The sequence below is a fragment of the Xenorhabdus kozodoii genome, assembly GCF_002632875.1.
GTDB lineage: Bacteria > Pseudomonadota > Gammaproteobacteria > Enterobacterales > Enterobacteriaceae > Xenorhabdus > Xenorhabdus kozodoii.
The window spans coordinates 96,620-111,550 of sequence record NZ_NJCX01000009.1; the positions used below are offsets into that span (position 1 = coordinate 96,620).

Genomic DNA, 14,931 nt, shown 5'->3' on the forward strand with positions numbered 1-14,931 from the left:
TTTGAGCTTATTCTTGCTGGTGGATTATTCCAATTTGGTATATCACTACTTAAATATAATAATGAGAATCATTTTCTTTTCTATAAGAAAGTAAAATATAAATATACAGAAACAGACCCCTTATCATTGCCAATAAACCAAGAGGTCTGTAGAGCTTACTGCTGGGCAGTAATCGGATAAATCAAACGCTGATCTTGTGGCCTGATAGCGTTGAATGACGACGAGCCTGGCCGTCTGCCCCATAAAGAGAAGGGCTATGGTGAGTTTTCAGAAAAGCGATTGCTTGACTGTTCAATTCAATATGTTGTTTCAGTAAAAATCCGTTATGCGAATTTAAATCACGAATACGTTCAACAGATTGACTAATTTGGCTCCATAATACTGCCAGTCTTTTATGGTCAGTATAAGGCGCATTTATTTTCAGCGTTTCATTTAATTGCTGGCGTTTTCGTTCAGCGTGATCGAGTGCTGAAAGCAAAAATGTTTTTTGTTCCGTCACGCGATGTAAATGATTCACTTCAATAAAGCCTTCGTTCAATATGCGTTGTTCTTCTGCCATAGTTTGCGAAAGCGAATTTAAATGCGCGCTTTGCTGTTCAAGCAAGAGTTGAAGTTCTTCCATTTATGGCTCTTTATGATTTTACTGTTTATTTATCATATTCCATGTTTTCAAGGGCCTCCCTGAATAGGGCATCAGCAATTTTGCCGCTATCCATCGTTAGGGTTCCCTTTGCAATGGCTTCTTTTAATTGTTGTACTTTCTGGATATTGATATCCTGACTGCTTGGCTGAACGAGCTTTTTCTGCGCTTCGCTCAACTTAACTTGTGTATCAGCGCTTTTTTCTGCGACAGCCACAATTCTGCGAGTGCTCTGAGCACCTTCATTGGCATTACGTTGTTGCAAAGCTGCAATAGCCAGTAGAGGTTGAGTGCGTTCAATACTCATAATCGTAATCCTTTAATCAGGCATTATTTATTTGTCTTAGGTAGCAGGCGATATACCGCTGGCATGCCTGTAAATCATGGTCTGTTGGTTATATCGGCTTGAGGAAATAAAACTTTAGCCATTTATAACATCATTTTTACACTACCATTTTCTTGAGCTTCACCAGTAATAACCTGTCCGGAGTTCAGGCGGACACGAATATTATCAAAACTTGCGGCGTTGTTAATCGCTTTTCCTTCATAACGTACCTGAAAATGGTGTCCATCTACGGTGACGACCACATTTTGTCCGGCTTTAATTGCCCACGGACGCCGGATCATATTGCGTGTGATGAATTGTCCGGCAGATATGTTGCGAAGCGCAATACCATTTTGTATGGCCTTTCTGTTACGGATGATGTCATTTGGCAGTTTATCTAATGAGCCTGTTTTGACTTGAAAATCTTTTTCTGTCAGGACTGCATTGCGATTAATGGCCTGCTTAGAAACCAAATAAGGGCCGATAACATTGACGTAAACCTGAATAAAACGGCGTTGCTGGTCACAAGTCACAGGAACGGAAAGGTTACCCCAATTTTTGTTATTAAGTAACGGCTGTATTTCAGGCAATCCACAAGTCGGCCATTGTTGCTCAGGGGTTTTAATGACTACTGAGACTTTACGGTTCGCTGTGTCATGGAGCTGCCTGAAATAGTCGTCTATTAATTGTGGTAAAGGATTTCCCCAAGCTAAAGGGCTGCCAAAACCCCAAAATAGATTAAGGGAAAAGGTAAAGAACCCGATAAACTTTAATGCAGGCATGTCACCACCTTAAAACCCGTTAGTGAGCCATGATTTCAAAAAATATTCAGCACCTGTTGGATATGAGTAGTGTAACTCGATTGATCATTCGTTAATGGGATAAATAGCAATTCAATTTGTTTCTATTCTTCGAATTACCTTTTTCTTCTCCGTTTATTCTGTTAGCTACCTGGAGCTTATGATCTGGAGATTTCATGTACAGCACGGTGGGTGTACCGCCCCATGAATGAAGACAGGGCGATAGGCTCTTGATGCGTTATTGGGGCTTGCCCCGACAGAACTAAACTGAGGGAGGAATATGCTCGATAAATTAGACGCCGCCTTTCAATTTCGACAAGAAGCGCTGGCGCTCCGCCACCAGCGGCAGGAAATTTTGTCTGCCAATATTGCTAATGCGGATACCCCCGGCTATCAGGCGCGTGATATCGATTTTGCTGCTCAACTAAAAAAAGTCATGGCACAGGGTCGTGTGACGGAAAATGGAATTGGGCTAACGCTGACTTCCGATCGACATATTCCTGTTCAGCCGCAAAAACGTCTGGAGATGGATTTGCTGTATCGTGTGCCATACCAGACGTCCATGGATGGAAATTCCGTTGACATGGATATAGAACGCAGCAATTTCGCAGATAACAGCCTGAAATATCAGGCCGAACTTACTATGACGAATGCGCAAATCAAAAGCATGATGTCAGTTCTACAGTCACAAGGATAATGGGAATGTCTTTACTGAGTATTTTTGATATTGCCAGCTCCGCGCTTTCTGCCCAATCCCAGCGATTGAATGTCAGCGCCAGCAATATGGCGAATGCCGACAGTGTCGTGGGGCCGGATGGTGAGCCATATCGAGCCAAGCAAGTGGTCTTCCGGGTTGCCGCCCCCGCGGGGCAAGAAATTGGCGGCGTTCGCGTTAGCGAAGTGGTGGATGATCCTTCACCTTTCCGCCTTGAATACCAGCCAGGCCACCCGCTGTCCGATGAAAAAGGTTATGTCCGTATGCCAAATGTGGATGTCGTCGGGGAAATGGTGAATACCATCTCGGCTTCCCGCAGTTATCAGGCCAACGTTGAAGTGCTTAATACCACTAAGTCCATCATGTTGAAAACACTGACGCTGGGCCAATAACAGGAATTACGTTATGGGAATTACCGCTTCAATTAATGAATCATTAGATAGTTCAACAGTCGGTGAACTGTCTAAGTTGAACAGCCAAAAACCGCAAAGCAGTCGTGATATTAAAGATAACTTCTTGAATGTATTGGTTGCCCAGCTTAAAAACCAAGATCCGACCAACCCAATGCAAAACAGTGAATTGACTTCACAGATTGCGCAAATCAGTGCTGTTGAGGGGATTGAGAAACTCAATAAGACACTGGGTTCCATTGTCGGACAAATGGACAGTAATCATGCCAGTAATCAGGCCATGCAGACAGTGGCATTGATTGGTCGAGGTGTCATGATCCCAGGCAATGATTTATTGGTTGGTGTGAATGAAAAAGAAGGCATCAGCGTAGCACCCATTGGCTTCGAACTGAACCGACCCGCAGATATCGTTAAAGTCACCATCAAAGGTAAAAATGGCACCGTAGTTAAGGAGATAGAATTCAATAAAACAGATCCTAACTTATCCAACGAATATTTGAATGCGGGTGTACACAGTTTTAAATGGGACGGTAAAGACGCGGGCGGCAATGTCGTGGAAGCGGGGGCTTATGAGTTCACCGTTTCCGCCAGCCAGCAAGATCAAGTGTTGATGGTCGACTCCCTGAAATATGCCGAGGTTTATGGCGTTATGCGGCAGGAAAATAGCACTAAATTGGATTTAGGGCTGAAAGGGGGCACGGTAAACATGGACGAAGTTCGTCAGATTCTTTAATTAAACGGAGGACATATGGCTTTTTCACAAGCGGTCAGTGGCTTGAATGCGGCAGCGAGCAACTTAGATGTTATTGGTAATAACATCGCAAACTCGGCAACCTATGGATTTAAATCCAGCTCAGTGGCTTTTGCCGATGTATTCAGTGGTTCAGATGTCGGGTTGGGCGTTAAGGTTTCTGGCATGGCGCAGAACTTTAAGGATGGTTCAATCACTAAAACCAATGAACAGTTGCATATGGCGATCACGCAAGGCGGTTTTTTCCGTATGCAGGATACCAACGGCAATATTTTTTATTCCCGCAATGGTCAATTTAAAATGGATGCCGATCGCAATGTGATCGATATGCAAGGGATGAAGTTAACGGGTTATCCGGCCATTCAGGGCAATAATGGGCCTGAAATCCAACAAGGTGCAGCACCTGGACCCATCTCAATCCCCACTGACATGTTACCCGCCAAGGCGACAACAAAAGTCACCATGACGGCTAACCTGAATTCGATGAGTAAAAAAATCGACGGGACAGTCAAAGGCAAAGAATTCGCCTCAGATAATAAAGATACGTTTAACTACAGCTCCGGTATCACGGTATACGACAGTCTCGGCAATGAGCACAATATCAACATGTTCTTTGTCAAGACAGATGATAATAAGTGGGATATCCATGCCCTGGATACGGCGGTTAAAGGCGCAACACCGCAAAAATTGAATACAGATAGCGTTGAATTTAATGGCAGCGGCCAATTAGTCAAAGCGGACAACACATTTACATTCAATATGCCTGCCTTGAATGGCTCTAACCCCACGGAAATTGAGTTTGACTTTAACGGTAGTAAACAGCTAAGCGTAAAGGAAAACTCCGTTTCTAAACAGAAGCAAGACGGTTATGCGGCCGGTCACTTTACCAACTACCAGATTGAAGGTGATGGCAAGATTTACGGCCTCTATTCTAACGAACAGAAACAAGTGTTGGGACAAGTCGTACTGGCGAATTTCTCCAACCCAGCCGGCCTGGCTTCACAGGGTGATAACGTTTGGATCGAAACCGGTGCATCCGGTAGCCCGGTTGTGGGCACTGCGGGTTCAGGTAACTTCGGTAAATTGATCAGTAGCTCATTGGAATCATCAAATGTTGATATGAGCCAGGAGCTGGTCAGTATGATCGTCGCCCAGCGTAACTACCAATCCAACGCCCAGACCATCAAGACGCAGGATCAAATCCTGCAAACGCTGGTCAGCATGCGTTAATAAGCTCAGGCGGATAGCTTTATGGATCACGTCATTTATACCGCTATGGGAGCTGCGCGCCAAACGCTGGAGCATCAAGCTGTCACAGCTAACAATCTTGCCAATGCGTCAACGCCGGGCTTTAAAGCCCAGCTTGCCGCATTGCGTGCCGTGCCAGTTGAAGGTGACACCTTGCCGACACGCGCACTGGTCGTTGCTTCTACCCCCGGCATGGATAGCCGTCAAGGGCCAATGAATTATACCTCCCGGCCGTTAGATGTGGCTGTCGGACAGGGGGGCTTTTTGGCTGTCCAGCTCGAAGATGGGACCGAAGCCTATACCCGTAACGGCAGCATTCAGATCTCATCCGAAGGGCAACTGATGGTACAGGGGCGCATGTTATCGGGGGAGAACGGGCCAATTGATGTTCCGCCGCAGGCCGAACTGACTATTGCGGCTGATGGTGCCATTTCTGCCTTGATTGCCAGCGATCCACCAACGTTGTTGGGGCAGATTGGCAAGCTGAAAATCGTCAAACCGGAAACCAACCAACTGGTGCGCGGCGATGATGGTTTGTTCCATTTAACGCCACAGGCACGGGCACAGCAGGGCGATGAATTAGCCGCCAGCACAGAAGTAAAAATCATGCCGGGTGTACTGGAAGGCAGCAATGTTAATCCAGTGGAAAGCATGGTGAATATGATCGCCAATGCGCGTCGCTTTGAGATGCAGATGAAAGTCATACACAGTTCCGATGAAAATGCTCAGCGGGCCAACCAAATTCTCGCTATGAGCTAATCGGGAGGATAAATTTATGATCCGATCTTTATGGATTGCAAAGACTGGGCTGGATGCTCAGCAAACCAATATGGATGTTATTGCTAACAACTTGGCAAACGTCAGCACCAATGGCTTTAAACGTCAGCGTGCGGTGTTTGAAGATTTGCTCTATCAAACTGAACGCCAGCCTGGGGCGATGTCATCTGAACAGACTAACCTGCCATCCGGTTTGCAGATTGGTACGGGGGCACGTCCAGTCGCAACCGAGCGGTTGCACAATCAAGGTAATCTGGCACAGACCAGCAACAGCAAAGATGTGGCCATCAAGGGTCAGGGTCTTTTCCAGATCCAGATGCCGGATGGTACTGCGGGCTATACCCGTGATGGTTCATTCCAGGTGGATCAAAATGGCCAGTTAGTGACAGCCGGGGGATTTCAGGTTATGCCGGCCATCATCATTCCAGACAACGCCACCAAACTCAATATTGCCCGTGACGGTATCGTCAGTGTCAATGTGCAGGGGCAAAGTGCGCCCCAGCAGGTTGGACAACTGACACTGACCACGTTCATCAACGAGAGCGGTTTGGAAAGTATCGGTGAAAACCTGTATCTGGAAACGAACAGTTCTGGTGTCCCCGTGGAAAACGCACCAGGCATTAATGGCGCTGGATTGCTCTACCAAGGCTATGTTGAAACCTCTAACGTCAATGTGGCGGAAGAGTTGGTCAATATGATTCAGGTTCAGCGAGCCTATGAAATCAACAGCAAAGCGGTATCGACCTCTGATCAGATGCTGCAAAAACTGACTCAGTTATAACCTAACCGTTAAAGGTGGGGGAACACATTCCTCCACTATTTCGACGATAAATTTAAGAGCATAGAAGATGGATACAATGCCCGTTGCCGAAAGCCATGCTAGCAACCATGTAGCTTATGGCTCCACTGGTTTACGGAAAAACCAGAGAAATAAGTGGCGTATCAGTATATCTGTGGCGGTACTCGCATTGTCGGCACTGACATTAGGGGGCTGTGCTTATCTGCCGCACAAACCGCTGGTGAAAGGGCAAACAACAGCAAACCCTGCCGAAGCGCCCGCGCCAATGCCAAATGGTTCCATTTTTCAAACTGTCCAACCGGTCTATTACGGCTATCAACCGCTGTTTGAAGACCGCCGTCCACGTAATATCGGTGATACGCTGACGATTATCTTGCAAGAGAATGTCAGTGCGAGCAAAAACTCTTCCGCCAATGCCAGCCGTAATGGGAAAACCAGTTTCGCGGCTGCTTTGACCCCCCGTTTTTTACAGGGCTTGATGGGCGGTGGAAAAACCGATTTAGGGATGGAAGGAAATAACGAATTTGGCGGTAAAGGTGGTGCGAATGCCAACAATACCTTCCGGGGAACAATTACGGTGACGGTGGATAGACTGCTGGCCAATGGCAACCTGCATGTGGTGGGGGAAAAACAGATCGCGATTAATCAGGGAACGGAGTTCATTCGTTTTTCTGGTGTTGTTAACCCGCGCACGATCACGGGCAACAACACGGTGAGTTCTAATCAGGTTGCTGATGCCCGTATTGAGTATGTTGGTGATGGTTATATCAACGAAGCACAACACATGGGTTGGTTGCAACGTTTCTTTATCAATATCTCACCGTTTTAAAACAGGATGGTCAGGATGAGAAAATTAGTCGCCAGCCTTTTTACATTTTTGTTGGTGCTGTCCAGTACGTTCACCTCTCCCGGTGTTTTTGCAGAACGCATTCGTGATTTGACGACGATTGAGGGCGTCAGGGATAACGCGCTGATTGGTTATGGTCTGGTGGTTGGTCTGGATGGAACGGGTGACCAGACTATGCAGACGCCCTTTACCACCCAAAGCCTGAACAACATGTTGTCGCAGTTAGGGATCACCGTACCCGCCGGGACGAATATGCAACTTAAAAACGTTGCTGCCGTGATGGTGACGGCAAAATTGCCCCCTTTTGCGCGTGCCGGGCAGAACATTGATATTGTCGTTTCCTCGCTGGGCAATGCCAAAAGTTTGCGTGGAGGCACCTTGTTGATGACGCCGTTAAAAGGGGTCGATAACCAGGTTTACGCCTTGGCTCAGGGCAATATTCTCGTGGGGGGAGCCGGTGCGAGTGCCGGTGGGAACAGCATCAAAGTTAATCAGCTTGCCGGTGGGCGGATCTCCAACGGTGCGGTGATTGAGCGTGAATTGCCAACCCAGTTCGGCCAGAAAAGCACGCTGAACCTGCAACTGAATGATGATGATTTCGGGCTGGCTCAGAAAATCAGCGATGTGATCAACCGATTGAAGGGAACAGGGACAGCAACCCCGTTGGACTCCCGCACGGTTCAGTTACGTTTGCCGATTGATAACAGCGAACAGGTGAAGTTTCTGGCTCAAGTGCAAAACTTGTCTATCCGTGTGGATGCCGGTGACGCCAAAGTGATTTTCAACTCCCGAACAGGCTCCGTGGTGATGAACCGCAATGTGACCCTCGACAGTTGTGCGATTGCGCATGGTAGCTTATCGGTGACGGTTGAACGTCAGGTCGTGGTCAATCAGCCCAATACGCCATTGGCGGGAGGTAATACCGTCGTGACCCGTAATACTGGCATTGGGATTCAGGAGCAGGGTGGTGCATTGCAGCAGCTCAGTGCCAGTGCGAATCTGACGCAAGTTGTGCGTGCATTGAATACGTTGGGGGCAACGCCGACAGATTTAATGTCGATCTTGCAGGCAATGGAGAGCGCAGGTTGTCTGCGTGCGAAATTGGAGATTATCTGATGAATGATGTTCTGACGATGTCCAATGCGGCTTACGATGTTAACTCATTGCATTCATTGAAAGCTAAACTGTCACAGGAACCACAACAAGGGCTACGGGAAGTAGCCCAACAACTGGAAGGCGTCTTCGTGCAGATGATGCTGAAAAGTATGCGTTCTTCATTGCCGCAGGATGGCATGTTAAGCAGTGAGCAGACCCGGTTTTATACGTCGATATACGACCAACAAATTGCCCAGGATCTTTCCCAAAAGGGATTGGGATTTGCTGACATGATCGTTAAGCAATTCTCTAATGCCAATAATATGCCCAGTGAATTAGCGGGCACGATGCCGATGCCACTGGATAATGAAACCCTGCAAACCTTACCAAAGCAGGCATTGGAGCAAGTTATCCGTCGCGCGATACCTGATTTTAGGACACTGTCTAAAAGCTCTTCTTCGGCGCTCGCCAAGGGTTCGACTCAGTATGACGCCTCTCAATATAACCCAACCCAGCCAAAGCCATTGCCGATGCACAGCACCCGCTTTGTTTCCATGCTTTCCGTACCGGCACAGTTGGCAAGCCAGCAAAGTGGTATTCCCCATTTATTGATTATTGCACAGGCTGCACTGGAGTCTGGTTGGGGGCAGCGGGAGATCCTGACGAAAGAAGGCAAACCAAGTTATAACGTGTTTGGCATTAAGGCAGGGAAACACTGGCAAGGGCCAGTTACCCAGATTATGACGACAGAATATATTGATGGTGAGCCGAAAAAAATGCAGGACAGTTTTCGCGTCTATGGCTCTTATGTGGAAGCGATAACGGATTACGTTAACTTGCTGACGGAAAACCCCCGTTACGCCAAGGTTGTACAGTCAACCACAGCGGAGCAGGGTGCCTATTCCTTACAAGAGGCAGGATACGCCACCGATCCCGGCTATGCCCAAAAATTAGTGTCATTGATCCAGCAGTTAAAAATCACCGGCAATCAAATGGCAAAAGCCTATGCCTATGATTTCGATAACCTGTTTTGAAGCGATTAATTTCAGGGATGCTTATTGAAATAACGCCAAAAAAAGTGGCACTGAGTTTAGTGCTATTTTCGCTCAAGGATCAGGAGATTTTGCCGATAACTGTAGCAGTGCATTACCTCCCACGATGGAGGCATAACGAAAACGTAAAAGGATCTACACATGTCCAATAATCTGATAAATACTGCCATGAGTGGTATTAATTCTGCGCAGGTGGCGATGAGCGTAGTGGGTAATAATATTGCTAATGCCAGGGTTGAGGGATATCACCGCCAGACAACAGTCATGTCGCAAAATAGTGGCAGCATGTCACCCGTTGGCTTTATTGGCAATGGTGCGCATGTTAACTCCGTTAATCGTCAATATGATGAATTTGTTAATCAGCAATATAGCACCGCACAGACCAAACTTGATGCACTGGTCACATACAAAAATCAGGCCTTCCAAGTTGACGACCTACTGGCGGATAAGGTAACCAGCCTTTCCAGCTCGATGGACGATTTCTTTAACAGCATGAGTGTACTTGCCGGTAATGCAGAAGACAGTGCGGCAAGAACCACCGTGCGGGACAAAGCGGAGGGGCTGGTTAACCGATTTAAAGAAGCCGATCTCTCTCTCCGTGATATGGACAGCGGTCTCAATAGCCAAATTGAGCAAAATGTCAAAGATATCAATAAATATGCGGAAGAAATTGCCTTCCTGAACGGTGAAGTTTCTCGCATGCGTGGTGCCGGGGATGGCGAACCGCTGGCCTTACTGGATAAACGTGATAATGCGCTGTATGAGTTGAATCGACGGATTGACGTGGAAATGACCCAGCAAGATGGGGGGGTTTACAACGTTTCATTTGGTGGTGGCATGTCACTGGTGTCGGGCAGTAAATCTTATCGGTTGGAAGCGATCCCCTCCAGTGCAGATAGTCGTCGTATTACGCTGGGCTATAATAACGGCACGGTAGGAACGAAAGAGATTGATGAACGCTTTATCTCGCAAGGCATGCTGGGTGGTGCCTTGCGGGTGCGTAGTGAAATGATAGATACAACCCGCAATCAATTAAACCAGTTGGGCTTAGTGATGGCGGATCAATTCAATCAGGTTCAACGCAAGGGTTTCGATCTAAACGGTAATTCCGGTATTGATTTCTTCAACTTTTCGCAGCCAGAGACTATTGCTAACAGCAATAATAAAGGTACGGCCGAAATTAAAGTGGCATACGCCGATACCACTAAAGTCAAAGACAGCGACTACACCCTCCAGTACGAAGGCGGGGATTGGAAAGTACAGCGTGTTGCTGACCGGGAAATGATCGCTGTCACCAAAAAGGGTGATACGCTGGAATTTGACGGCCTGACAGTCGAAATCACTGCGGCTCATCCACAAGATAATGATCGGTATACACTGAAAACAGTCAGTAGTGCCATCGCGACACTTGAAGTCAATATTAAGGATCCCTCCCAACTGGCAATGGCGGGTGCCAAAGATTCTGGCCCAAGTGATAACAACAATGCAAAGAAATTCGTTAACCTGCAAAAAGAAAAGCTGATTAACGGCAAGCATAGTTTGACTGATGCTTATGCATCGCTGGTCAGTACGGTAGGCAGTAAAACCAATAGCGCCCAACGTAGTGCGGAAGCGCAAAATATCAACGTACAGGCGCTTAAAAAAGTTCGCGAGTCTATTTCTGGGGTCAGTCTGGATGAGGAATACGGTGAACTGCAACGCTTGCAGCAATACTATTTGTCAAATGCCCGTGTTATCCAGACTGCATCGACACTGTTTAATGCCATTTTGGACATTCGTTAATCATCAGTGGCTAAAGAGAAAAAGGAAATCATATTGTGCGCATAAGTACGAATCTTTTATATAGCCAAAAAATGGATGGCATTTTAGGCTCCCAGGCGAAATGGATGCAATACGGTGAACAGTTATCCAGCGGGAAACGTGTTCTCAATCCTTCTGATGATCCCTTGGCGGCTTCACAGAGTATTATGGTTGCCCAGTCTGAATCACAGAATCAGCAATTTTTAATGGCACGTGTCTTTGCCAAAAACACGATGTCAACCCAATCGAGCACGATCGACAGTGCCGTATTGGTGGCCCAAAATGTTCTGGAAACATTAGTTGCAGCGGCGGATGAACAAAGTGATCACGATCGTGAATCTTATGCCCAGCAGTTAGACGGGCTTAAACAGCAACTGCTGAACCTAGGTAATAAAACCGATGGCAATGGCCGCTATATTTTTGCGGGTTATAAGACTGATGTTCCACCTTTCGAGGCGGATAGCAGTGGAAAAGTTCACTACAAAGGTGGGTATGAGGCGATAACCCAAAATGTGGATGACAATCGTTCCATGATTATCGCCCATACCGGGGACAAGGTTTTTTTATCGGCAACGTCCAACCCGAAAAAAGAGCCTGATGGCAGTGTAGAATCAGATATTTTTGCCACTATTGATTTCGCTATCGAAGCGCTTAGAAAGCCATTTACGGACGCCAGCGAAGCAGAAAAAGCGGAAGCACGGGGTTTGATTGATAAGGCTAACCGCGGTATACATAATAGCCTGAACAACTTATATTCGGCAAACGCGACCTTGGGGCTACAACTTCAGGAAATGGATAAACTGGATGCGTTAGCCAGTGAACGCAGTATTGCCAATCAAGTCCGCATGAGTGAATTAGTCGATGCCGATTGGGTTTCCGCCATTTCCAGTTATCAACAAGAGAAGACTGCGTTACAGGCTTCCTATAAAGTTTTTTCTGACTTAAAGGGCATGTCTTTATTTGAGATGTCTCGTTAATTAAGCTTGGTATCGTTCCTAATTTTCACATTACAGCTTATTGGCCGTACACTCTGACTCCCGTTATATCGCCCTTACTTTTTCTCTCAAACAGAAGAAAGTAAGGGCTTATTGATTTCCTTTTATGCCTTAATTTTCAGGTTACCCCTCCGATATGTGCATCCCATAATCACGGATAATGGCGGCGACTTTCAGCCGGGAGTTGGTATTGACAGAATCAGGGGAACGCGTACTTAAGAAAAGATTTCTTGTGAGAAAATCTGATCCATTGAACCCCTAAATCGCAAAATATATTGTTACGTATTAATGATGTTCTTAGAAAAATGAGTTTAATTCAATGGCATATTGTTTTGATATGTGCCTTTTCTCTTTTAATGTTTTGGTTTAGGATTTGTATCCAGATTTTATAAACTTTCATTGAAAAGGGAGGTTATGCTTATTAGCATAACCTCCCTTGTTCTTTCACATTATTATACACTTTCTGGCTGAAGGTTCTCCATCTATTATAACTTTCCTGTCTGGGTATATTTCAATATTAGAAATAGTCAATTTATTTCCATGCCCTACAGCAGTGTAAGTATATTTACCTAATGGGGATTCATTAAACTCAGGGTCAGTATTATCATTGTCATTGATATAAATGGTTTTTCCTCTCAAACTCCATTCAGCCATCTTAATTTTCCATCTATCATTATAATTGATCGCAGGGCAAACAATACCTGCCCACGGATCACATATCCATGCATTTTGCGGAAATATGTTGGGAGGGGATTCCATATTAAGTCTTGGGATATCTTGATTGTTACTGGGAGGGCAAACCATAACAAAAGCATGACCATGAGGGGGTAACAAACCAACAATCTGTAAAGATAATGGCTGATAACCTGTATAGGATAATGTTGGGTTATAAAATAAATGAAAGAGTCTATCTTTATGTTTTTTCTTTAAATAATATAAGGCATAAAGAGATAATAACACACAATTGCCGACTAAAAGTTTATTTTTATTCCTGTTCAGGAAGTCATATATTTCTTTGTAAGGTAAATGTTCTTCTAATAATCTATTGCGTAAAGTGATAAAAATTTCGCCCCTTTTTTCAATTCCTAGGTCAGAATAAAAAATCCTCTTTTCGGCTGGCAAAATATTAGGATCATAATAATTAACATTACATGATTTTCCCTTAAATACTGCTCTGGCCGCTTGCATGGCATCATGCAAAATTTCTTCAATTGTCATATTGATATCCTTAAATCAGTTGATTGATTTTACCTGGTAAGCTAAATGAGTGGTAATATATAAACAGTACTAAAAATTGTTGATAACTGGTTATAATAGTTAACCACATAAATTAATACGCTCTTTTTTAATGTTAAACAAGTTATATTTTACATGGCAATTAACTGATTAATTTTTATTGATGATAATAAAGATCTGCAACTTAAAATTTATGGTGGACAAATTCTGGCCTGATTGCTATCTATTCTTTAATGGTCAACAAGATATAAAAAAAGACATAGTAAGATGATTGATAAATAATATTATATACAATCTAACTTCAAGATGCGTGTGATTTCTCCCCGCGAAGCGGGGAGAAATCAGGTTTCATATAGTGTTGTAAATTGCAACTTGAAGTTGCATGCGTATATACCCATCGCCTTTCAAGATGCGTTTTATATCTCCCCGCAGCGGGGAGATATAAGCACTTCCATTGGTTTGCAAACTGAAACTTGAAGTTGGATTGGTATAGAGCGTGTGATGATTGAATATCTTGTTTTTTGAAATTTTAAAAAATGAAACCAATGCATTAATTGTATTTGATATTACACGATGAGCTTTAAAAATATCTCCATAAGGGTAATAACATGATTCGATTTGAGGATAAGGTTGTCATTATTACTGGCGCAGGTAGCGGTATTGGCGAGGCTACAGCAAAGCGTTTCTCACAAGAGGGTGCCATTGTGGTATTGGCTGGACGGGACACGGAGAAACTTAACCGTGTATTCAGTGAACTGCCATCGAGTAAAGCGTTGGTGATCCAGACTGACGTTGCTAACCGGGGATCGGCGCAGAATATGGTTGATGAAACGCTCAGGCATTTTGGCCGGATAGATATTCTGGTGAATAACGCGGGCTTGTACGTAGTGGGTGATTTATTAAGCGTTTCACAAGAAGAGGGTGATACAGTACTGGCGACGAATCTCAATGGTGTACTTAATTGCAGTTATGCTGCCTTGCCTCATTTGCTGAAAAGCAAAGGGTGTATTGTCAATAATGCTTCGGTATCTGGCTTGGGAGGGGATTGGGGCGGCGCTCACTATTGCGCTGCGAAAGGCGCTGTCGTGAATCTAACCCGTGCAATGGCGCTGGATTACGGCTCACAGGGGATCCGTGTCAATGCGGTTTGTCCCAGTTTAGTATTGACCCCGATGGTTGAACGTTTTGATGATGAAACCCTGGCGTATTTCGATAGCCGTATTCCGTTAAAAAGGGCGGGTCAACCTTTTGAGGTGGCGGCAGCCATTGCTTTTTTAGCCAGCGAAGATGCCAGTTTCATTAATGGGGTGAATTTGCCGATAGATGGCGGCGTAACGGCATCCAATGGCCAACCTAATTTTAACTAACGGGGTTTTCTGAAAAATACGTTCCAGAAAATAGGGCTTATCAGCGAAGGTATTGCCGGTTAGCTCAGCAATTG

At 45.3% G+C, this 14,931-nt stretch carries 16 protein-coding genes; 12 read left to right on the forward strand and 4 right to left on the reverse strand.

Features of this window, described 5'->3' with window-relative positions:
• Window positions 1-181 precede the first annotated feature (181 nt).
• The 3 genes from Xkoz_RS07920 to flgA form a co-directional block, all read right to left on the reverse strand.
• The gene (locus Xkoz_RS07920) at window positions 182-622 is read right to left on the reverse strand and encodes a flagella synthesis protein FlgN (protein WP_099141646.1); all 441 of its coding nucleotides are present in this window, start codon (window positions 620-622) and stop codon (window positions 182-184) included.
• Window positions 623-647: 25 nt separating this feature from the next.
• Window positions 648-947 carry a flagellar biosynthesis anti-sigma factor FlgM gene (flgM, locus tag Xkoz_RS07925; protein WP_047770686.1) on the reverse strand — a complete coding sequence of 100 codons (300 nt, stop codon included), beginning with the start codon at window positions 945-947 and terminating at the stop codon, window positions 648-650.
• Window positions 948-1,069: 122 nt separating this feature from the next.
• Complete coding sequence (gene flgA, locus Xkoz_RS07930; protein WP_099141647.1) at window positions 1,070-1,747, reverse strand: flagellar basal body P-ring formation chaperone FlgA; 678 nt, start codon at window positions 1,745-1,747, stop codon at window positions 1,070-1,072.
• Between the two features lie 298 nt (window positions 1,748-2,045).
• Here flgA and flgB point away from each other — a divergent pair, with 298 nt between their 5' ends.
• The 11 genes from flgB to flgL all read left to right on the forward strand — a co-directional run bounded on the left by flgB (window position 2,046) and on the right by flgL (window position 12,236).
• A complete protein-coding gene (gene flgB / locus Xkoz_RS07935) occupies window positions 2,046-2,462 on the forward strand; it encodes a flagellar basal body rod protein FlgB (protein ID WP_099141648.1) in 417 nt (138 codons plus the stop codon).
• A 5-nt stretch (window positions 2,463-2,467) separates the two neighbouring features.
• Window positions 2,468-2,872 (forward strand): flagellar basal body rod protein FlgC, encoded by a 405-nt coding sequence (flgC, locus tag Xkoz_RS07940; protein ID WP_099141649.1) that lies wholly within the window; start codon window positions 2,468-2,470, stop codon window positions 2,870-2,872.
• 13 nt (window positions 2,873-2,885) lie between these two features.
• Window positions 2,886-3,623: a flagellar hook assembly protein FlgD gene (locus Xkoz_RS07945; RefSeq protein ID WP_099141650.1), complete on the forward strand. Its 738-nt coding sequence runs from the start codon at window positions 2,886-2,888 to the stop codon at window positions 3,621-3,623.
• A gap of 15 nt (window positions 3,624-3,638) precedes the next feature.
• A complete protein-coding gene (gene flgE / locus Xkoz_RS07950; protein WP_099141651.1) occupies window positions 3,639-4,871 on the forward strand; it encodes a flagellar hook protein FlgE in 1,233 nt (410 codons plus the stop codon).
• A 21-nt stretch (window positions 4,872-4,892) separates the two neighbouring features.
• Entirely contained in the window at window positions 4,893-5,648 is a 756-nt protein-coding gene (locus Xkoz_RS07955; protein WP_099141652.1) for a flagellar basal body rod protein FlgF, read from the forward strand.
• 16 nt (window positions 5,649-5,664) lie between these two features.
• Window positions 5,665-6,447 carry a flagellar basal-body rod protein FlgG gene (gene flgG, locus Xkoz_RS07960; protein ID WP_099141653.1) on the forward strand — a complete coding sequence of 261 codons (783 nt, stop codon included), beginning with the start codon at window positions 5,665-5,667 and terminating at the stop codon, window positions 6,445-6,447.
• Window positions 6,448-6,514: 67 nt separating this feature from the next.
• On the forward strand, window positions 6,515-7,294 hold the full coding sequence (locus Xkoz_RS07965) for a flagellar basal body L-ring protein FlgH (RefSeq protein WP_099141654.1): 780 nt from the start codon (window positions 6,515-6,517) through the stop codon (window positions 7,292-7,294).
• A 15-nt stretch (window positions 7,295-7,309) separates the two neighbouring features.
• Entirely contained in the window at window positions 7,310-8,428 is a 1,119-nt protein-coding gene (locus Xkoz_RS07970; protein ID WP_099141655.1) for a flagellar basal body P-ring protein FlgI, read from the forward strand.
• Window positions 8,425-9,441: a flagellar assembly peptidoglycan hydrolase FlgJ gene (flgJ, locus tag Xkoz_RS07975; protein WP_208615231.1), complete on the forward strand. Its 1,017-nt coding sequence runs from the start codon at window positions 8,425-8,427 to the stop codon at window positions 9,439-9,441. The genes Xkoz_RS07970 and flgJ overlap by 4 nt, the downstream gene beginning before the upstream one ends.
• Before the next feature lie 159 nt (window positions 9,442-9,600).
• Window positions 9,601-11,241, forward strand: coding sequence for a flagellar hook-associated protein FlgK (gene flgK, locus Xkoz_RS07980; protein ID WP_099141657.1), 1,641 nt, complete (start codon window positions 9,601-9,603; stop codon window positions 11,239-11,241).
• Window positions 11,242-11,276: 35 nt separating this feature from the next.
• On the forward strand, window positions 11,277-12,236 hold the full coding sequence (gene flgL, locus Xkoz_RS07985) for a flagellar hook-associated protein FlgL (protein WP_099141658.1): 960 nt from the start codon (window positions 11,277-11,279) through the stop codon (window positions 12,234-12,236).
• A 462-nt stretch (window positions 12,237-12,698) separates the two neighbouring features.
• On the opposite strand, the gene Xkoz_RS07990 is transcribed toward flgL, so the two are convergent.
• Entirely contained in the window at window positions 12,699-13,472 is a 774-nt protein-coding gene (locus Xkoz_RS07990; RefSeq protein ID WP_099141659.1) for a hypothetical protein, read from the reverse strand.
• A 626-nt stretch (window positions 13,473-14,098) separates the two neighbouring features.
• On the opposite strand from Xkoz_RS07990, the gene budC reads away from it, so the two are divergent.
• Window positions 14,099-14,857, forward strand: coding sequence for a meso-2,3-butanediol dehydrogenase (gene budC, locus Xkoz_RS07995; protein ID WP_208615227.1), 759 nt, complete (start codon window positions 14,099-14,101; stop codon window positions 14,855-14,857).
• Window positions 14,858-14,931: the final 74 nt, after the last annotated feature.

Bases quoted from the DNA above. Each gene is read 5' to 3' on its own strand.
- Xkoz_RS07920 (WP_099141646.1), bottom strand. From the start codon at position 622: ATGGAAGAACTTCAACTCTTGCTTGAACAGCAAAGCGCGCATTTAAAT.
- flgM (WP_047770686.1), bottom strand. From the start codon at position 947: ATGAGTATTGAACGCACTCAACCTCTACTGGCTATTGCAGCTTTGCAA.
- flgA (WP_099141647.1), bottom strand. From the start codon at position 1,747: ATGCCTGCATTAAAGTTTATCGGGTTCTTTACCTTTTCCCTTAATCTA.
- flgB (WP_099141648.1), top strand. From the start codon at position 2,046: ATGCTCGATAAATTAGACGCCGCCTTTCAATTTCGACAAGAAGCGCTG.
- flgC (WP_099141649.1), top strand. From the start codon at position 2,468: ATGTCTTTACTGAGTATTTTTGATATTGCCAGCTCCGCGCTTTCTGCC.
- Xkoz_RS07945 (WP_099141650.1), top strand. From the start codon at position 2,886: ATGGGAATTACCGCTTCAATTAATGAATCATTAGATAGTTCAACAGTC.
- flgE (WP_099141651.1), top strand. From the start codon at position 3,639: ATGGCTTTTTCACAAGCGGTCAGTGGCTTGAATGCGGCAGCGAGCAAC.
- Xkoz_RS07955 (WP_099141652.1), top strand. From the start codon at position 4,893: ATGGATCACGTCATTTATACCGCTATGGGAGCTGCGCGCCAAACGCTG.
- flgG (WP_099141653.1), top strand. From the start codon at position 5,665: ATGATCCGATCTTTATGGATTGCAAAGACTGGGCTGGATGCTCAGCAA.
- Xkoz_RS07965 (WP_099141654.1), top strand. From the start codon at position 6,515: ATGGATACAATGCCCGTTGCCGAAAGCCATGCTAGCAACCATGTAGCT.
- Xkoz_RS07970 (WP_099141655.1), top strand. From the start codon at position 7,310: ATGAGAAAATTAGTCGCCAGCCTTTTTACATTTTTGTTGGTGCTGTCC.
- flgK (WP_099141657.1), top strand. From the start codon at position 9,601: ATGTCCAATAATCTGATAAATACTGCCATGAGTGGTATTAATTCTGCG.
- Xkoz_RS07990 (WP_099141659.1), bottom strand. From the start codon at position 13,472: ATGACAATTGAAGAAATTTTGCATGATGCCATGCAAGCGGCCAGAGCA.
- budC (WP_208615227.1), top strand. From the start codon at position 14,099: ATGATTCGATTTGAGGATAAGGTTGTCATTATTACTGGCGCAGGTAGC.